We start from the raw sequence: 18,170 nt of genomic DNA on the forward strand, positions 1-18,170 counted from the left end.
GGAGCCGCATGAAGACCAAGGCTGTCATCGCCCGCGAGCTGGGCAAGCCGTTCGAGATCGTCGAGGCCGAACTCGACGGCCCCCACTACGGCGAGGTGCTCGTCAAGTGGAAGGTCGCCGGCCTGTGCCACTCCGACCTGCACATGCGTACCGGTGACCTGCCCGGCCGGCTCCCGATCGTCGTGGGCCATGAGGGCGCCGGCGTGGTCGAGGCCGTGGGTGAGGGTGTCACCCACGTCCAGCCCGGCGACCATGTCGTGGGGTCTTTCATCCCCGCCTGTGGCAAGTGCCCCGCCTGCGCGCGCGGCATGTCCAACCTGTGCGACGGCGGCCTCAACGGCACCTTCGGCGTGATGGCCGACGGTCGCTACCCGTTCGCACTCGAAAACGGTGAGACCGCCGGTGCCATGTGTACCCTCGGCACGTTCTCGCAGTACACCGTGGCCAACATGAACTCGGTGGTCAAGATCCAGGACTGGATCCCCTTCGAGGTGGCCGCCCTGGTCGGCTGCGGCGTCACCACGGGCTGGGGTTCGTCCGTCTACTCGGCCGAGGTCAAGGCCGGCGACACGGTCGTCGTGTTCGGGATCGGCGGCATCGGTATCAATGCCGTGCAGGGCGCCAAGCACGCCGGAGCGCGCTTCATCATCGCCATCGACACCGACGAGTCGAAGCGGGCCAAGGCGATGGAGTTCGGGGCCACTCACTTCTACACCGACGCGGACGAGGCCAAGGCCGAGCTTCCCGGCCTGACGTGGGGCCTCATGGCGGAGAAGGCCATCATCACGATCGGCGTCGCCGATGCCAAGGTCACCTCCGACGCCGTCGACATGGTGGGCAAGCGTGGCGTCGTGGTCCTCACGTCGATGGGCGGACTCGACAACCAGTCCATCAACCTGACCGGCCTGTTCGTCTCCCAGTACGAGAAGGTCATCAAGGGCTCGCTGTTCGGCTCCGCCAACGCGTTCTACGACATCCCCAACCTCCTGAGGCTCTGGGACGAGAAGCAGATCAAGCTGGACGAGCTCGTCACCCACCGCTTCACCCTCGACCAGGTCAACGAGGGCTACGAGATGATGGAGGCCGGCGGCGACGGGATGGTCCGCGGCATCATCGTCCACGACGACTGACCTGGCGAGCGGCCCGTCCGGGCCGGGCGATACCTCTCGCGCTGGTCGCGCAGATATACCCCCGTGGGTACACTGGTCCTGCCGGTGGGCCCACGGGGGTCTCGCGTCTCCGCCGGCTCCGACCCGAGACCGGCGGCGATCCCGTGCCGCCCGGAATTTCTGAAGAGGTGCATTGATGGCGACGCTCGATCCCCGACAGCAGGTACTCAACAGACTGCGGCGTGCACGCGGCCAGCTCAACGCCGTGATCGACATGGTGGAACAGGAGAAGTCCTGCAAGGACATCGTCACCCAGCTCGCCGCGGTGTCCAAGGCGCTCGACCGTGCTGGATTCAAGATCATCAGCGAGAACATCCAGGAGTGCGTCATCCGTGAGGGCGAGCCGGACGAGAACGGCGTCACCCTCGACGAGCTGGAGAAACTCTTCCTCTCCCTCGCCTGACGGTCCGGCCGACCGGCTGACCTGTGTCCGCGCGCGCGGTATCGGATCGCACCACTATTGTCGGGACATGACCTCACGCGCGCACGACGACTCCTTTCATGATCCGCGGACGGTGGCGCAGCGCCGCCTCGAGGCGATGGTGGGACGCGGGGAACTCTCGCTCTCGGAATTCTCGGACCGCGCGGCCAAGATCTGGGCCGCGACCTGTCCCGCGGAACTCGACGTCGCGCTCAGCGGCCTGCCCGCCGAGCCGGGTTACCCCGACGGCCTGCAGCCTCCGGCGCGCACCGCGTCCGCACAGCCCCCGGCGACGCGGCCGGGTTCGGCGATCACCGTCGACGAGAGCAAGAAGAAGACCTCGGTGTTCGACACCCTCAAGCGTGAGGGGCGGTGGCTCCTGCCTGACGACTACCGGCTCACCTCATGGATGGGGGAGATCTACCTCGACGCCCGCGAGGCGGTCGTGGATCGGCCGCGCACCCACGTCCAACTGGATCTGTGGGGTGCCAACGCGAAGATCCTGCTCCCGCCGGGGGTGTCGGTCTCGATCACCGGTAACCGCACCTGGTCGGAGCTCAAGATCGACGAGGGCAAATACGAGATCCACGGCGGGCCGCATCTCGATTTCGAGATCAACGGCTTCATGGCAGGGGTGAAGATCAAGATCCTCGCCGCGGGCGAGAAGATCCCCAAGGCGTGGAAGTGGTTCTAGCGCACGGCCGGGTCAGGACCGCCGGCGGCGCCACACCGTATGGCGATGCCGGATCGGGTTCTCGGCGTTGTCGTCGTCGTACCCGTCGACGCGGTTACGCGGATCGGTGATCCACTCGCCCACCTCGACCTGCTCCCACGCGCTGTGGCCCTGCGCGCCGGCCAGGTCGGGCGCGAGCACGGAGCCGGGGGCGTCGGCATCGATCTCGGTGACCAGGCACTCGTCGGCCGAACCGAGCGCGGCGGCGTAGACCTGGCCGCCGCCCATCACGGCGGCGTCGGGACCGGCCATCTCCAGCGCCTCGGACACAGACCCCGCCCGCTCGGCCCCCTCGGCCGACCACGCGCGGTCCCGCGTGCACACGATGTTCCGGCGGCCGGGCAGTGGACGGAAGCGTTCCGGCAGCGAATCCCACGTGGCGCGACCCATCACCACCGGCCGACCGAGCGTGGCCTGCTTGAAGAAGGCCAGGTCCTCGGGGATGTGCCACGGCATATCGCGGCCGTCGCCGATCACCCCGCCGCGGGCCTGCGCCCACACCATCCGCACCGTCATGTCGCGTCGCTCCCCGCTGCGGCCGCGGTCAGACCGCGACCGGGGCCTTGATGCCCGGATGGTGCTCGTAGCCCACCACTTCGAAGTCCTCGAAGCGGTAGTCGAAGATCGAGTCCGCCTTGCGCAGGACGAGCTGCGGGTAGGGCAGCGGGTCGCGCGAGAGCTGCGTGCGGACCTGCTCGACGTGATTGTCATAGATGTGACAGTCGCCGCCGGTCCAGATGAACTCGCCGACCTCGAGACCCACCTGCTGCGCGACCATGTGGGTCAGCAGTGAGTAGGACGCGATGTTGAACGGCACGCCGAGGAACAGGTCGGCGCTGCGCTGGTAGAGCTGGCAGCTCAACCTGCCGTCGGCCACATAGAACTGGAACAGCAGGTGGCACGGCGGCAACGCCATGTTCTCGAGCTCGCTGACGTTCCACGCCGACACGATGTTGCGCCGCGAGTCCGGGTCCGTGCGCAGGAGGTCGACGGCCGAGGCTATCTGGTCGATGTGTTTCCCGTCCGGGGTGGGCCAGGAGCGCCACTGCACGCCGTAGACCGGGCCGAGATCGCCCTCGGCGTCCGCCCACTCGTCCCAGATGCTCACGCCGTTGTCCCGCAGAAAGCCGACGTTGGAGTCACCACGTAGGAACCACAGGAGTTCATACGCGACCGACTTGAAGTGGACGCGCTTGGTGGTGATGAGGGGGAAGCCCTGCGTGAGGTCGTAGCGCAGCTGGTGCCCGAACAGGCTGCGGGTACCCGTGCCCGTGCGGTCGGACTTGGGGGTTCCCTGTTCCAGGACCAGGCGCAGCAGATCCTCGTACGGGGTGGGGACGGTCATGAGGGGCAGTCTACTGATCCGGCCACGACCTGCACTGTCGCGACCTGCTCGGGGCGGCGGTTCAGGGCTGCATCGAGGCGGCGGCCGCGAGAACCTGCTCGGTCATGTCCGGGCGGCACACGAGGATGTCGGGCGAGTAGGTGTCGGGTTTGTTGAACCGGATCGGGGTGCCGTCGAGGCGGGATGCGTGCAGCCCCGAGGCGAGGGCGACGGCGACCGGCGCCGCCTGATCCCACTCGTTCTGACCCCCGGCATGCAGGTAGACGTCCGCGTCGCCCAGGAGGACGGACAACATCTTAGCGCCGGCCGACCCCATCGGCCGCACCGTCAGACCCAGGGAGTCGGCGACCGCGGTGACACCCGCCGGCGGGTTGTTCCGGCTGATCACCATGGTTCCGGACCGGGGGCCCTCGACGTGGTCGACCACGTCGGAGCGGAACACACGGCGGCCGTCGGGCAGGCCCACGGAACCGAGGGTCGGTCGGCCGTCCACGACCAGCGCGACGTGCACCGACCAGTCGGCGCGGCCGGTGGAGAACTCCTTGGTCCCGTCGACCACGTCGATGATCCACACGCGGGACTTGTCGAGGCGGGACCGATCATCGGATACGCCCTCGGAGAGCGTGCCGTCGTCCGGTCGGTGCACGGACAGCACCTCGTCGGTCCAGCACTGGGCGACCTCGTTGGCGACCCGCGCGAGCGACCGACCGTGCAACAGGCCGCCGGCGCGGGTTCCCCGGACGATGTCCCCGATACCGGTGGCGAGGTAGTAGGCGAGGTCGTTGTCGTCCAGATCGCGCATGCCCACACTCTACGGAGCCGGGCGGCCGACAGGTCCGTGTCGTAGTCGTACGCCATCATGAGTTCATGTCCGACGTACTGGACCGGTTCCACCCGGCCACCGCCTCGTGGTTCCGGGGCGTGTTCGGCGCGCCCACCCCCGCGCAGGAGGGGGCGTGGTCCGCGCTCGGCGGTGGTTCGCACACGCTCGTCGTCGCGCCCACCGGTTCCGGGAAGACCCTCTCGGCGTTCCTCGCCGCGCTGGACCGGTTGTTGCTCGGTGCGGGCGCGGCGGGGGACGAGCGCCCGCCCGGCACGCGCGTCCTGTACATCTCGCCGCTGAAGGCCCTCGCGGTGGACGTGGAGCGCAACCTCCGCGCCCCGCTCGCGGGGATCGCCCGCGAGGCCGCCGCACAGGGCGTCGAGACCGCCGGGATCACCGTCGGGATCCGGACCGGGGACACCCCGCCCGAGGAGCGTCGCCGCCAGCGCACCCGGCCGCCGCACGTGCTGGTCACCACGCCGGAATCACTGTTCCTGCTGCTCACCTCGGCCGCCCGCGAGACCCTGACAGGGGTCGACACGGTGATCATCGACGAGATCCACGCGGTGGCCGGGACCAAGCGCGGCGCCCATCTCGCGCTGAGCCTGGAGCGGCTCGACGAGCTGCTGGAGACGCCCGCGCAGCGGGTGGGGCTGTCCGCCACGGTGCGCCCACACGAGGAGGTCGCGCGCTTCCTCGCCGGAGAGCGGCCGGTGACCGTTGTCGCGCCGAGGTCGGACAAGCGCTTCGAGCTCACCGTGCGAGTGCCGGTCGAGGACATGACGGACCTGTCCGCGGCCGCGCCGGAGGTCGCCGCCCCACCCGGCACCGCGGGTCAGGGGTCGATCTGGCCGCATGTCGAGCGGCAGGTGGTGGATCTGGTCACCGCGCACCGTTCGACGATCGTGTTCGTCAACTCCCGGCGCCTGGCGGAGCGGCTCACGGCGCGGCTCAACGAGATCCACGCCGAGGACACGGACCCGGGGTCGCTGCCGGAACCGCCCGCGCGGCCGCCGGCGCAGATCATGGTGCCGTCCGAGGTCACGCGCGGTGCGCCGCCGGAACTGGCCATGGCGCACCACGGGTCGGTGTCCAAGGAGCGCCGCGCGATGATCGAGGACGCCCTCAAGTCGGGACGGCTCCGCGCGGTGGTGGCCACGTCCTCGCTGGAACTGGGTATCGACATGGGCGCGGTGGACCTGGTGGTGCAGGTCGAGTCGCCGCCGTCGGTGGCGTCGGGGCTGCAGCGCATCGGGCGCGCGGGCCACCAGGTGGGTGAGGTCTCCCGCGCCGCCGTGTTCCCCAAGCACCGCGCGGACCTGGTCCACAGCGCGGTGACGGTCGAGCGGATGCTGGCCGGCGCCATCGAGGAACTGTCGGTCATCGCCAATCCGCTGGACGTGCTGGCGCAGCAGACCGTGGCCGCGTGCGCCCTCGAGTCGATAGACGTCGAGGAGTGGTTCTCCGCCGTGCGCCGGACCGCACCGTTCGCGGGCCTGCCGCGGTCGGCGTTCGAGGCGACCCTGGACATGCTGGCCGGCAAGTACCCGTCCGCGGACTTCGCCGAGCTGCGGCCGCGGTTGGTCTGGGACCGCGACGCGGGGACGCTCACCGGGCGGCCCGGCGCCCAGCGCCTGGCGGTCACCTCCGGCGGGACCATCCCGGATCGCGGTCTGTTCGGCGTGTTCATGGTGGGGGAGAAGGCCGCCCGCGTCGGCGAGCTCGACGAGGAGATGGTCTACGAGTCGCGGGTGGGAGATGTGTTCGCGCTCGGCGCCTCCAGCTGGCGGGTCGAGGAGATCACCCACGACCGCGTGCTGGTCTCGCCGGCGCCGGGCGGGACCGGCCGGCTGCCGTTCTGGCTCGGGGACGACCAGGGGCGCCCCGCCGAGCTCGGGCGCGCGTTGGGTGGGTTCCTGCGGGAGGTCGCCGGTGGTGACGACTCCGCGGTCACCGATCGACTGTCCGCCGCGGGGCTGGACGTCAACGCCGCCACCAACCTGCGCCGCTACCTCGCCGAGCAGCGGGAGTCCACCGGGCACGTCCCGAGTGACACGACCCTGGTGGTCGAGCGCTTCCGCGACGAGGTGGGGGACTGGCGCGTGGTGCTGCACTCGCCGTTCGGCGCTCGGGTGCACTGGCCGTGGGCGGAGGCGGTACGCGCGCGCCTGTCCGCCGCGCACGGGTTCGACGCCGTACCGGTGGTGTCCGACGACGGCATCATCCTGCGGGTCCCGGACATGGGTGACGACGACGAGGTGGGCGCCCGCCCCGGAGCGGAGACGTTCGCGATTGACGCCGAGGAGGCGGTCGATCTCGTGACGCGGCATGTCGGGGGATCGGCGCTGTTCGCCTCGCGGTTCCGCGAATGCTCGGCCCGCGCGCTGCTGTTCCCGAGGCTGGACCCGGGGCGGCGGGCGCCGCTGTGGCAGCAGCGTCAGAAGTCGGCGCAGCTGCTCGACGTGGCCCGCCGGTTCCCGGATTTCCCGATGATCCTCGAGGCGGTCCGGGAGTGCCTGCAGGACGTCTACGATGTGCCGGCGCTGGAGCAGCTGCTCGGTGAGATCGCGTCTCGGACCGTCCGGATCGTCGAGGTGGACACCCCGTCGGCGTCGCCGTTCGCGCAGTCCCTTCTCTTCGACTACGTCGGGGCGTTCGTCTACGAGGGTGACTCGCCGCTGGCCGAGAAGCGGGCCGCTGCGCTGAGTATCGATCCCACACTGCTCGGCCAGCTGCTCGGTCGCGTCGAGTTGCGGGAACTGCTCGACGAGGAGGTCCTGGACGCGGTCGAACGCAGATTGCAGCATCTCGAGCCCGAGCGGGCCGCGCGGGACGCCGAGGCGGTGGCGGATCTGCTGAGGTTGCTCGGCCCTCTCACCGTCGACGAGATCGCCGCGCGGTCGACGGACGCGGGCGCCGTGCCCGGCTGGATCGACACGCTGGCCTCCGCCGGGCGCGCTGTGACCGTCGAGCATGCGGGGCGCACGTGGTGGGCGGGGGTGGAGGACGTGGCCCGCCTCCGCGACGGCCTCGGTGTACCCCCGCCGCCCGGGGTCCTCTCGGCATTCCTCGGTGACGTCGAGGATCCGCTCGGCGAACTCGTGCGCCGCTATGCGCGCACCCACGGCCCGTTCACGGCCGATGCGGTGGCCGGGCGTTTCGGCCTGGGCGTGGCCGTGGCCCGCGGGGTGCTCGATCGCCTGACGGCCTCCGGCGATCTGCTCGCCGGCGAGTTCCGGCCGGGTGCATCGGGGCCCGAGTGGTGTGACACCGAGGTACTCCGCCACGTTCGCCGCCGCTCCCTGGCAGCGCTGCGGAGTCAGATCGAGCCGGTCTCCCACTCGACGCTGGGCCGGTTCCTGCCCGGCTGGCAGGGGATGGGCGCGGGCGGAGTCGACGCAGGTGCGGACGTCGACTCGGGCAGCGAGTCGGGGGTCGACGGCGTACTCGCGGTGATCGAACAGCTCGAGGGCGTGGCCGTTCCCGCATCAGCGCTGGAGCCGTTGATCCTGGCCCGCCGGGTGCGCGACTATTCTCCGGCGATGCTCGACCAGCTCCTGGCCGGAGGCGAGATCATCTGGTGCGGGCGCGGTCGGGCGGGCACCCGCGACGGCTGGGTCTCACTGCATCCGACGGACACCGCCGGCGTCACTCTGCCCCTGGACCGGCCGCAGCCGGAAGGGGCGGTACACCTGGCGGTCGTCGATGCACTGCAGGGCGGGGCGCTCTTCTTCCGGGATGTCGTCGCCGCGGTCAAGAACCCGGCGGCACCGCCCGCCGGAGCTCCGAACGAGGAGAGCGGGGCGGCGGTGACCGAGGGGCCGGCGATCGATGGCGCGGCGACAGACGTCGCCGTGACCGAGGGTGCCGTCCGCGATGCGCTGTGGGACCTGGTGTGGGACGGCGTGGTCACCAACGACACCCTCGCGCCGCTGCGTGCGGTGCTGGCCGGCGGTGGACCGTCGGGGACGGGCACCGCGCACCGTGCGTCACGATCGGCGGCCCGGCCACGTCGGGCGCGGCTGGGCCGGACCTCGATGGCACAGCTGTCCGGAGGGATGTCCGCGGGCATGCGCACCCCGCCCGCGCTGGCCGGGCGATGGTCACTCGTCCCCGAGCCGGTCACCGACGCCACCCTGCGGGCCCACGCGTGGGCCGAGACACTTCTGGCACGGCACGGCGTGGTGACCCGTGGCGCGGTCGAAGCGGAGGAGATCCCGGGCGGGTTCGCGGCCGTCTACAAGGTGCTCGCGCAGATGGAGGACGCCGGCCGGTGCCGGCGCGGGTACTTCGTCGAGGGGCTCGGCGCCGCCCAGTTCGCCGCCGGCAACACCGTCGACCGACTGCGCACACTCGACGACACCGCCGATGACACCACCTGGCCCTCGGGAACCGACGCCCCGGCCGTCCGGGTGCTGGCCGCGACGGACCCCGCGAATCCCTACGGGGCCGCGCTGCCGTGGCCCGCCGTTGTGAGCGCGACCGCCGGGGCCGACCCCGGGACCGCCACCGCCGCCCGTCACAGGCCGGGCCGGAAGGCGGGTGCGCTCGTGGTGCTGGTCGACGGACTGTGCGTGTTGTTCGTCGAGCGCGGCGGTCGAACGGTACTCGTGTTCGACGACCGCGACGACGCGGTCCCCCTCGCGGCTACAGCGCTGGCCGCCTCGGTCGGTTCGGGGGCCGTGGGCCAGCTGACCATCACGACCCTCGGCGGTGACACGGTGCACGTCTCGCCCTATGCGGCGGCCTTCCAGTCGGCCGGATTCGGCATCACCCCCAAGGGGCTGCGCATCCGGCGGTGACCTCCGCCATGGCGGGCCGCCCGCCACATGCGTTAGAGTATGCGCATTGATGCATATGTCCCACGGTTTCCAGGACTGAGGAGGTGGCCGACATGGGCGCAGGACATGCACACGGAACCGGACATGCCGGGGCCCGCCACCGGGCGCGTTTGGGACTGGCGTTCCTCCTGACCGCCACGTTCTTCGTGGTCGAGTTGGTCGCGGGTCTGGTTTCCGGGTCGTTGGCCCTGCTCTCCGACGCCGGACACATGGGTGCCGACGTGGTGGCGTTGGGTGCCGCACTCGTGGCCACGGTCATCGCGGCGCGCCCCGACTCGACGGGTCGGCGCACCTTCGGCCATTACCGTGTCGAGATCTTCGCGTCCGGGCTGGCGGTGCTCATCATGCTGGGCATGGGCGTGTACGTGCTGGTCGAGGCCGTCGGAAGGATCGGCTCGGAAGCCACCGTCGCGACGGGCACCATGCTGCTCGTCGGCGTGCTGGGGCTGGTCGTCAATCTCATCTCGCTCTTCCTCCTGCGCAGCGGCCAGTCCGAGAGCCTGGCCGTGCGCGGCGCCTACCTCGAGGTGCTGGCGGATGCGGCGGGGTCCGTCGGGGTGATCGCCGCGGCGATCCTCATCCGGATCACCGGGTCGCCGGTCTGGGATCTGGTCGTGGCGGTCGCGATCGCCGTGTTCATCGTCGTCCGGGCGGTGGCACTCGGTCGGCAGGTCCTGGCGGTGCTGGCGCAACACGCCCCGGACGGCGTGAACCCCGCGGCGGTGGATGCCGACCTCCGTCACCTCGACGGCGTCGTCGAGGTCCACGACCTCCACCTGTGGACCCTGACCTCCGGCATGGACGTCGCCACCGTGCACCTCGTCGCGGACGTGGGCGCTGACCATGCCGGGATGCTCGAGTCGGCTCAGGAGATTCTTCGTGACAGGCACGGTCTCGCGCATGTGACGGTTCAGGTCGAGGCCCGGGGCGCCGTGGCCTGCGGTCGGCAGGGTTGGTGAGCGGTGCCTGAAGGCGACACCGTCCACCGGGCGGCCGCACGGGCCCACCGGGTGCTGGCCGGCCACACCCTGGATCGGGCCGAGCTCCGGGTGCCGCGATTCGCGGCGATGGATCTGGCCGGCCGCACCGTGCAGGGGGTCCGGTCCCGGGGTAAGCACCTCTTCGTCGTCGTCGGCCCCGACCGGTCTGGCCGCGACCCCGTGACCCTCCACATCCACCTCAAGATGGAAGGGCGCGTGCTCGTGCTCCGCGCAGGCGAGCGGTGGCGGTTCCCCGCACACACCGCCCGGCTCGTCCTGCGCGCCGGGGACGTGGAGGTGGTCGGCACCGAGCTCGGGTTGCTCCGCGCGTTGACCCCCGACGAGGCGGGCGACGCCGTCGCGCACCTCGGCCCCGATCTCCTGGGCGACGACTGGGATCCGCGCGCGAGCACCGCCGAGGTCGTGCGGCGGCTGGAGGAGCGGCCCACGCGGACCGTCGGCGAGGCGCTACTCGACCAGCACAATCTCGCCGGCATCGGCACGATCTATCGCGCCGAGTTGTGCTTCCTCCGCGGCATCGATCCACGCGACCCCGTCGGGGCGGTGCCGGATCTGCCCGCCGTCGTCACCCTCGCGCGGCGGATGCTCGTCGCCAACGCCGATCGCGTGGTCCGGGTCACCACCGGCGACACCAGGCGCGGCCGCGAGCTGTGGGTGTACGGGCGCGACGGCCGGCCGTGCAGGCGGTGCGGGACGCTCGTGGAGACGTACCGACTGGGAGGTCGCGCGGATCCCGCCGAGCCCTCCGACTCGCTGGATCGCATCGCTTACAGCTGCCCGTCGTGCCAGCCCCGCCGTGCCACACTGGGCGCGGACCCGACGGAGGAGAACACGTGACCGATCGCAACACCATACTGATCACCGGAGCCAGTTCCGGACTCGGCGAGGGCATGGCCCGCCGGTGGGCCGCCCGGGGCAAGAACCTCGCCCTGTGCGCTCGGCGCCTGGACCGCCTGGAGGAGCTGCGCGACGAGCTCGTCGCGGCGAATCCGGCGATCCGCGTGGCGGTGCGGGAGCTGGACGTGGTCGACGGCGACGCCGTCGAGCGGGTCTTCGGTGAGCTCGACGACGAGTTGGGTGGCATCGACCGGTTCGTCCTCAACGCCGGCCTGGGCAAAGGGGCGTCCATCGGGACGGGCAAGGCCCATGCGAACCGCGAGACCGCCATGGTCAACGCGGTCGGCACGCTCAACCAGGCCGAGGCGGCCACGGCGCTGTTGCGGAAGCGCGGCGAGGGGCACCTGGTGTTCATCTCGTCGGTGAGCGCGCTCCGGGGGATGCCCAAGGCGCAGAACACCTACGGGGCGTCCAAGGCCTTCGTGTCGTCGCTCGCGCAGGGGCTGTACGCCGAGCTCGACAGCGCCGGAAGCGACATCACGGTGTCCGACATCCTGCCCGGGTACATCCGTACCGACATCAACCGTTCGGTCAAGACCGCACTCATGACCGAGTTCGACGAGGGGGTGGACGCTCTGGTCAAGACCATCGACGCCGAACCCGTCCGCGCGCTCGTGCCGGCGAAACCCTGGAGGGCGCTCGGGCCGTTGCTGTCAGCACTTCCTGAGAAGATCAGCCGCCGCTTCGTCTGACCGCGGGGGTGGCACCGCCGCGGTGGTCAGCCCCCTTTTCCCGAATCGATGTTATCGGCATCCCGGTTCGAGTAGAAGTGATCCTTAATGCACAGCTGAGCGTGATGGGTACTGGACAGGGGAATCATGGAAGCTCTTGATCTGGCCCGATGGCAGTTCGGGATCACCACCGTTTACCACTTCATCTTCGTTCCGCTCACCCTCGGCCTCGCGCCACTGGTGGCGATCATGCAGACGATGTGGGTGGCGACCGGGAAGGAACACTGGCTGCAGCTGACCCGGTTCTTCGGCAAACTGTTCCTCATCAACTTCGCGATCGGCGTGGCCACCGGCCTCGTACAGGAATTCCAGTTCGGCATGAACTGGAGCGAGTACTCCAGGTTCGTCGGGGACGTCTTCGGCGCGCCCCTGGCGCTCGAGGGGCTGGTCGCGTTCTTCCTCGAATCCACCTTCCTCGGACTGTGGATCTTCGGCTGGACCAGGCTGCCGAAACTCCTGCACCTCGCCTGCATCTGGCTGGTCGCGATCGCGGTGAACGTCTCCGGCTTCTTCATCATCGCGGCGAACTCGTTCATGCAGCACCCCGTCGGCGCCGTCTATGACGCCGAATCCGGGCGAGCGCGCCTGGAAGACATCGGGGCGCTGTTCACCAACCCCACCCTCCTGTGGGGCTTCCCCCACGTGATCACCGGTGGGTTCCTCACCGCCGCGACCTTCGTCACCGGGATTGCCGGCTGGTGGATGGTGCGCAGTATGCGCCGCGCCGCGGCGCTGCGGGCCTCGGCGCCTACCGCGTCCCGGCCCGGGGCGGGGTCGGGGAGCCACGCTGTGTCGGACGACGATTCGGCGCCGGGAGATGACGCGGCGCTGGACGAGGCGGCCGCCCTCGAGGACCAGGCCCGGAGAGTGTTCCGCCCGGCGACCCGCCTCGGCCTGCTCGCCATGGTGATCGCTGGTCTGGCCGTCGCCTACACTGGCGACGCCCAGGGCAAGCTCATGTTCCACCAGCAGCCCATGAAGATGGCCTCGGCCGAATCGCTGTGCCAGACCGAGACGGATCCGGACTTCTCCATCCTGACGATCGGAACTCACAACAACTGCGAGAGCGTCATCCATCTCATCGAAGTCCCGTTCGTCCTGCCCTTTCTCGCCGAGGGCAAGTTCGAGGGCGTGACCCTGCAGGGCGTCGAGAACCTGCAGGAGCAGTACGAGGAGCAGTTCGGTCCCGGAAACTACAAGCCGAACCTGTTCGTCACCTACTGGTCGTTCCGCGCCATGATCGGGTTCGCCGCCGGCTCCGCGGCTCTCGCCCTGGCGGGGCTGTGGCTCACGAGGCGGGGCCGGGTCCCCGACCAGAAGTGGTTCGGCTGGCTGGCGCTCATCGCGATCCCCACCCCGTTCCTGGCCAACAGCGCGGGCTGGATATTCACTGAGATGGGCCGCCAACCCTGGGTGGTGCACCCGAACCCGACCGGTGTCGACATGATCCGCCTGACGGTGGACCAGGGTGTGTCCAACCATTCGGCTGCGACGGTCGTCACCTCGCTGGTCAGCTTCACCCTGCTGTACGCGGTCCTGGCCGTGGTGTGGTTCTGGTTGATGCGTAAACACGCGATGGCCGGACCATTACCAGGGGACTCACAGGTCCCGGGGCTCGATGGCTCCGACGACGAACAGCCCGACTCGCTCAACTTCGCCTACTAGGGGATAAGTCATGGGACTTCAGGAAGTCTGGTTCATCCTCGTCGCGGTGCTGTTCACCGGCTACTTCGTCCTCGAGGGTTTCGATTTCGGTGTGGGTATGCATCTGCCGGTCCTGGGCCGCGGGAAGCACGGGCCGGAGCGCCGCAGCGCGGTGATGAAGACCATCGGGCCGGTCTGGGACGGCAACGAGGTCTGGCTCATCACCGCCGGCGGCGCGCTCTTCGCCGCCTTCCCGGACTGGTACGCCACCCTGTTCTCCGGGTTCTACATGCCGCTGTTGCTCATCCTGCTGGCCCTGATCGTGCGGGTCTGCGCGATCGAGTGGCGGGGCAAGGTCGACGACCCGACGTGGCGCCGGCGCTGTGACATCGGGATCATCTTCGGTTCGTGGGTGCCCGCGGTGCTGTGGGGTGTGGCGTTCGCCAACATCGTGCGCGGCGTGCCGATCGACGCCGACAAGCAGTATGTCGGCGGGTTCTTCAACCTGCTCAACCCCTACACCCTGCTCGGCGGCGCGACCACCGCGATCGTCTTCGCTCTGCACGGCGCGGTGTTCCTCGCGCTCAAGACCGACGGGCAGCTCCGGACGGATGCGGTCGCACTGGCGCGACGGCTGTCGATCCCGGCGCTCGTGGTGGCCGGCGCATTCGGACTGTGGACCCAGCTCGCGTACGGGGCCGGGTGGACGTGGATCGTCCTGGCGGTGGCGGCGGTGGCACTGGTCATCGTGGTGGCCGCGACCTTCGTGGCCCGCGAGGGGTGGGCGTTCCTGTTCAGCACCGTGGCGATCGCCGCGACCGTCGTGCTGCTGTTCGGCTCGCTGTTCCCCGACGTGATGCCCTCGACGCTCGATCCCGCGTGGTCGCTGACGATCGAGAACGCCTCGTCCGGCCACTACACGCTCACGATCATGACCTGGGCGGCCGCGTTCCTCACCCCGCTGGTGGTGATCTACCAGGGCTGGACGTACTGGGTGTTCCGTAAACGTATCTCCGTGGAGAGCCATCCCGAGCCCGTGTCGGTATGACAACGAGCACTGTCGCCGCCCCCGCCGACGCGCCCGGCACCACGGTGTCCGCCGACCGCAACGACGGCCGTCGCGCGCCCATCGACCCCCGCCTGTGGCGCTATTCCCGGGCGGCCCGCGGCTACCTGGTGTGGACCGTGGCCACCGCGGTGCTCGACGTGGTGATGGTGGTGGTCGTCGTCCTGGCCATCGGCCGCATCCTCGCGGGCGCGATCACCACCGACGCGCGGTCCGTGCAGGACTGGGGCCCCGAGCTGACGGTGCTGGGCGCGGCGATCGCCGTGCGGGTGGCGGCGAGCTGGCTCCATTCGCGGTACGCCCACCGGACCGCGACACGGGTCGTCGCGGACCTCGAGTCGGAGGTGCTGGACGCGGCGACGGGCTTTCCGCCTCAGCAGCTGTACCCACGGCGTACGGAGATCGTCGTCGTCCTCACACGGGGGCTCGACGGACTCCGCGAGTACCTCACCGGCTACGTTCCCGCGCTGCTGTCGGCGGTGGTCCTCACACCGGTCGTCATCGTCGTCATCTTCCTGCACGACGTGGCGTCGGCACTCATCGTCGTGGTGACACTGCCGCTGATCCCGCTCTTCATGATCCTGATCGGGTACCTGACGAAGGGGAAGGCCGAACGCACACTCGCGGCCACGACCACCTTGTCGTCGCAGCTGCTCGACCTCCTGGCCGGACTGCCCACACTGCGCGCCCTGGGGAGGGAAAAGGGGCCGTCGGGTCGGATCCGCAAGCTCGGGGAGGCGCACCGCCGCACCACCATGTCGGCGTTGCGGGTGGCGTTCCTGTCGGGCACGGTGCTCGAGTTCCTGGCGACGCTGTCCGTGGCCCTGGTGGCGGTGGGGATCGGCATGCGGCTCGTGTACGGGTTGATGCCGCTGGAGGCCGGCATCATCGCGCTCGTCCTCGCGCCGGAGGCGTACCGGCCGCTGCGCGACGTCGGCACCCGGTTCCACGCGGCCGAGGACGGGCTCGCCGCGGCCCGGCGGGCCTTCGGCGTTCTCGACACCCCGGCCCGGGGCCCGGCGTCGGCTGCCCACAGGTCTCGGGTGGCTGCGACAGAGGCAACCGCGACGGCGGAGACGGCGGAGACGGCGGCGCTGGCGGGCGGACGCGGGATCACCGCCCCCGAGGTCACGGTCGAGGGGCTGGGGGTGGCCGGGCGCGACGGGTGGGCGCCGTACCGCCTCGATGCGCGGTGTCGGCCCGGAGCGATCACCGCCCTGACCGGTGAGAACGGGGCTGGTAAGACGACGACGATGCTGGCGATGCTCGGGCTCGCCGAACCTGACGAGGGCTCGATCACCATCGACGGAGAGCCGGTGGTCGCGGGGGACGGCTGGTGGCGGCAGGTCGCTTGGCTCCCTCAGCGCCCGGTCCTGCTCCCCGGGACCCTGGCGGAGAACCTCGGGCTGGCCGGCGTCGCCCCGGGCGATCCGGGACTCGACGACGTCTGCGCGGCGACCGGCTTCGACGAGGTCCTCGCGGAGTGTCCGCACGGGTGGGACACCGTCGTCGGCGTGGACGGCACCGGCCTGTCGCTCGGCCAGCGCCAGCGGCTGGCCCTCACACGTACCCTCGCCTCGGACCGTCCGGTGCTGTTGCTGGACGAGCCCACCGCACACCTCGACGCGACGTCGGAGGCTCGCGTGCTCGACAGCCTGGTGGAGCTGGCGCGGTCCGGCCGCACCGTGATCGTGGTGGCGCACCGGCCGAGCCTGCTCGCGATCGCGGACGAGATCGTCCGGGTCCGGTCCGACGCGAACACGGTGGTCGCGGGGGATGGCGTGGGATGACAGACCTGCGACGGGCCATGGCCCTACTCGAACTCGACCGGCGTAGGGTGCTGATCTCGATCGCGACCGGCACCGCGACGCTCGGGAGTGCCCTGCTGCTGGCGGGGCTGTCCGCCTGGCTGATCATTCGTGCGTGGCAGATGCCGCCGGTCCTCGATCTCACCGTGGCGGTCGTCGCCGTGCGTGCGCTCGGCATCTCCCGCGGCCTCTTCCGGTACCTGGAGCGGCTCGCCACCCACGACACCGCGCTGCGCGGAACCACGGCGGCGCGCACACAGGTGTACCGCCGCCTCGCCGCGGGGGATCCCGCCGCCACCGCCGGCCTCACACGCGGTGACCTGCTCACCCGCACCGGCGCCGACGTCGATGCCCTGGGCGACGTGGTGGTACGCGCGTTGATCCCCATGTCGGTCGCTGCCCTGCTCTCGGTCGCGGCCGTCATCACCGTGGGGGTGATCGCGCCGGCCGCCGGGCTGGTTCTCGCGATCGCGCTGGTTATCGCCGGGGTCGTCGCTCCGTGGCTCGGCGCCCGCGCCGCCACCGACGCCGAATCCGACGGTGATGACGCGCGGGCCCGGTTCACCGAGAACGCGGTCACCGCGGTCGACCACGCCGCCGAGCTGCGGGTCGCGGGCCAGCTCGGTGCGCCGATATCCCGCGCGGGGGAGGCGAACCTCACGGCTCTCCGCGCAACGGACCGCGCCGCGGTTCCGGCCGCCTGGGCGGACGCGGCAGCCCCTCTGGCCATGGGGGCCAGCCTGCTGGGTGCGTTGTTGATCGGGTTGACCGTCTTCGGCTCCGGTCCCGGGACGATGAGCCCCACCATGCTCGGCGTGCTCGTGCTGCTGCCGTTGTCGGCGTTCGAGGCCACCGCGCCGCTCCCGGCGGCCGCCCTGGCACTGCTGCGCGCGCAGCTCTCGGCGCGCCGGGTGAACGACCTCCTCGACCGCGCCGACGAACCCGTAGCCCACGGCGGCGCGGAGATCGACGGGCCGGGCGTGCTCCGCGCGGTCGGACTGCAGGGCGGATGGCCGGGACGGCCGGTCACCGAGCCGATCGACGCGGACCTGGCGCCCGGCGCCCGGGTCGTGATCGTCGGTGGCAGCGGCAGCGGGAAGACGACGCTGCTGATGACCCTGGCGGGGCTTCTCCCGCCCCGCGCGGGCACCGTCACCCTCGACGGGCGGGCGCTCGACCGGTACGCGCCGGACGCGGTGCGCCGGACTGTCAGCTTCTTCGCCGAGGACGCCCACCTGTTCGACACGTCGATTCTCGAGAACCTGCGGGTCGCCCGCGGAGACGTCGACGAGGCCGAGGCCCGCGCCGCGCTGGAGGCGGTCGGGCTGGGGCGATGGGTGAGCGGGCTGCCCGATGGCGTCCACACGACCTTGGCGGCCGGCGCGCACACCGTCTCCGGAGGGCAGCGCCGCAGGATCCTGCTGGCGAGGGCTTTGGTCTCCCCGGCGCGGATCCTGCTCCTCGACGAGCCCGCCGAGCATCTTGACGATGCCGATGCCGCCGACCTGCAGCGTCGTCTCCTCGATCGCGGATCGGGCCTGGTGGCCCCGGACCGGACGGTCGTCGTGGTGACGCATCGTCAGCCGGAGGGCGTGGCACCAGATGTGCGGATCAGGGTCGCCGCGCGACCTCACCCATCACCGGGGACGTCCCGGCCCCCCGTTTCGGCTTTCCGAAAACAGTGATACGAG

General features: G+C 70.8%; 14 protein-coding genes. 11 read left to right on the forward strand and 3 right to left on the reverse strand.

All coding sequences use genetic code 11. From position 1 onward, the window contains the following. Positions 1-8: 8 nt before the first annotated feature. From ACWGLC_RS03830 to ACWGLC_RS03840, 3 genes are all read left to right on the forward strand, one after another. Positions 9-1,130: an NDMA-dependent alcohol dehydrogenase gene (locus tag ACWGLC_RS03830; RefSeq protein WP_452098639.1), complete on the forward strand. Its 1,122-nt coding sequence runs from the start codon at positions 9-11 to the stop codon at positions 1,128-1,130. Between the two features lie 175 nt (positions 1,131-1,305). Continuing rightward, positions 1,306-1,572 (forward strand): metal-sensitive transcriptional regulator, encoded by a 267-nt coding sequence (locus tag ACWGLC_RS03835; RefSeq protein ID WP_230931445.1) that lies wholly within the window; start codon positions 1,306-1,308, stop codon positions 1,570-1,572. A 67-nt stretch (positions 1,573-1,639) separates the two neighbouring features. Then, positions 1,640-2,284: a DUF1707 SHOCT-like domain-containing protein gene (locus ACWGLC_RS03840; protein ID WP_452098640.1), complete on the forward strand. Its 645-nt coding sequence runs from the start codon at positions 1,640-1,642 to the stop codon at positions 2,282-2,284. Between the two features lie 12 nt (positions 2,285-2,296). On the opposite strand, the gene ACWGLC_RS03845 is transcribed toward ACWGLC_RS03840, so the two are convergent. The 3 genes from ACWGLC_RS03845 to ACWGLC_RS03855 all read right to left on the reverse strand — a co-directional run bounded on the left by ACWGLC_RS03845 (position 2,297) and on the right by ACWGLC_RS03855 (position 4,470). Continuing rightward, positions 2,297-2,839 (reverse strand): dihydrofolate reductase, encoded by a 543-nt coding sequence (locus tag ACWGLC_RS03845; RefSeq protein ID WP_452098641.1) that lies wholly within the window; start codon positions 2,837-2,839, stop codon positions 2,297-2,299. Positions 2,840-2,867: 28 nt separating this feature from the next. Beyond that, the gene (locus tag ACWGLC_RS03850; RefSeq protein ID WP_452098642.1) at positions 2,868-3,668 is read right to left on the reverse strand and encodes a thymidylate synthase; all 801 of its coding nucleotides are present in this window, start codon (positions 3,666-3,668) and stop codon (positions 2,868-2,870) included. A gap of 61 nt (positions 3,669-3,729) precedes the next feature. After that, complete coding sequence (locus tag ACWGLC_RS03855) at positions 3,730-4,470, reverse strand: 3'(2'),5'-bisphosphate nucleotidase CysQ (protein WP_452098643.1); 741 nt, start codon at positions 4,468-4,470, stop codon at positions 3,730-3,732. A 65-nt stretch (positions 4,471-4,535) separates the two neighbouring features. On the opposite strand from ACWGLC_RS03855, the gene ACWGLC_RS03860 reads away from it, so the two are divergent. The 8 genes from ACWGLC_RS03860 to cydC all read left to right on the forward strand — a co-directional run bounded on the left by ACWGLC_RS03860 (position 4,536) and on the right by cydC (position 18,164). After that, entirely contained in the window at positions 4,536-9,293 is a 4,758-nt protein-coding gene (locus tag ACWGLC_RS03860) for an ATP-dependent helicase (RefSeq protein WP_452098644.1), read from the forward strand. A 92-nt stretch (positions 9,294-9,385) separates the two neighbouring features. Continuing rightward, positions 9,386-10,291, forward strand: coding sequence for a cation diffusion facilitator family transporter (locus ACWGLC_RS03865; protein WP_452098645.1), 906 nt, complete (start codon positions 9,386-9,388; stop codon positions 10,289-10,291). 3 nt (positions 10,292-10,294) lie between these two features. Then, positions 10,295-11,170 (forward strand): DNA-formamidopyrimidine glycosylase family protein, encoded by an 876-nt coding sequence (locus ACWGLC_RS03870; protein ID WP_452098646.1) that lies wholly within the window; start codon positions 10,295-10,297, stop codon positions 11,168-11,170. Then, complete coding sequence (locus ACWGLC_RS03875) at positions 11,167-11,922, forward strand: SDR family oxidoreductase (protein ID WP_452098648.1); 756 nt, start codon at positions 11,167-11,169, stop codon at positions 11,920-11,922. Before ACWGLC_RS03870 ends, ACWGLC_RS03875 begins: the two co-directional genes overlap by 4 nt. A 126-nt stretch (positions 11,923-12,048) precedes the next feature. Further along, positions 12,049-13,626 carry a cytochrome ubiquinol oxidase subunit I gene (locus tag ACWGLC_RS03880; RefSeq protein WP_452098649.1) on the forward strand — a complete coding sequence of 526 codons (1,578 nt, stop codon included), beginning with the start codon at positions 12,049-12,051 and terminating at the stop codon, positions 13,624-13,626. Between the two features lie 10 nt (positions 13,627-13,636). After that, a complete protein-coding gene (gene cydB / locus ACWGLC_RS03885; RefSeq protein ID WP_452098650.1) occupies positions 13,637-14,653 on the forward strand; it encodes a cytochrome d ubiquinol oxidase subunit II in 1,017 nt (338 codons plus the stop codon). Continuing rightward, positions 14,650-16,461 carry a thiol reductant ABC exporter subunit CydD gene (cydD, locus tag ACWGLC_RS03890; RefSeq protein WP_452098651.1) on the forward strand — a complete coding sequence of 604 codons (1,812 nt, stop codon included), beginning with the start codon at positions 14,650-14,652 and terminating at the stop codon, positions 16,459-16,461. The genes cydB and cydD overlap by 4 nt, the downstream gene beginning before the upstream one ends. Further along, positions 16,458-18,164 carry a thiol reductant ABC exporter subunit CydC gene (gene cydC, locus ACWGLC_RS03895; RefSeq protein WP_452098652.1) on the forward strand — a complete coding sequence of 569 codons (1,707 nt, stop codon included), beginning with the start codon at positions 16,458-16,460 and terminating at the stop codon, positions 18,162-18,164. The genes cydD and cydC overlap by 4 nt, the downstream gene beginning before the upstream one ends. The last annotated feature ends 6 nt before the right edge of the window (positions 18,165-18,170 follow it).

Source organism: Dietzia sp. NPDC055877 (genome assembly GCF_053615975.1).

Bases quoted from the DNA above. Each gene is read 5' to 3' on its own strand.
- ACWGLC_RS03830 (WP_452098639.1), top strand. From the start codon at position 9: ATGAAGACCAAGGCTGTCATCGCCCGCGAGCTGGGCAAGCCGTTCGAG.
- ACWGLC_RS03835 (WP_230931445.1), top strand. From the start codon at position 1,306: ATGGCGACGCTCGATCCCCGACAGCAGGTACTCAACAGACTGCGGCGT.
- ACWGLC_RS03840 (WP_452098640.1), top strand. From the start codon at position 1,640: ATGACCTCACGCGCGCACGACGACTCCTTTCATGATCCGCGGACGGTG.
- ACWGLC_RS03845 (WP_452098641.1), bottom strand. From the start codon at position 2,839: ATGACGGTGCGGATGGTGTGGGCGCAGGCCCGCGGCGGGGTGATCGGC.
- ACWGLC_RS03850 (WP_452098642.1), bottom strand. From the start codon at position 3,668: ATGACCGTCCCCACCCCGTACGAGGATCTGCTGCGCCTGGTCCTGGAA.
- ACWGLC_RS03855 (WP_452098643.1), bottom strand. From the start codon at position 4,470: ATGCGCGATCTGGACGACAACGACCTCGCCTACTACCTCGCCACCGGT.
- ACWGLC_RS03860 (WP_452098644.1), top strand. From the start codon at position 4,536: ATGTCCGACGTACTGGACCGGTTCCACCCGGCCACCGCCTCGTGGTTC.
- ACWGLC_RS03865 (WP_452098645.1), top strand. From the start codon at position 9,386: ATGGGCGCAGGACATGCACACGGAACCGGACATGCCGGGGCCCGCCAC.
- ACWGLC_RS03880 (WP_452098649.1), top strand. From the start codon at position 12,049: ATGGAAGCTCTTGATCTGGCCCGATGGCAGTTCGGGATCACCACCGTT.
- cydB (WP_452098650.1), top strand. From the start codon at position 13,637: ATGGGACTTCAGGAAGTCTGGTTCATCCTCGTCGCGGTGCTGTTCACC.
- cydD (WP_452098651.1), top strand. From the start codon at position 14,650: ATGACAACGAGCACTGTCGCCGCCCCCGCCGACGCGCCCGGCACCACG.
- cydC (WP_452098652.1), top strand. From the start codon at position 16,458: ATGACAGACCTGCGACGGGCCATGGCCCTACTCGAACTCGACCGGCGT.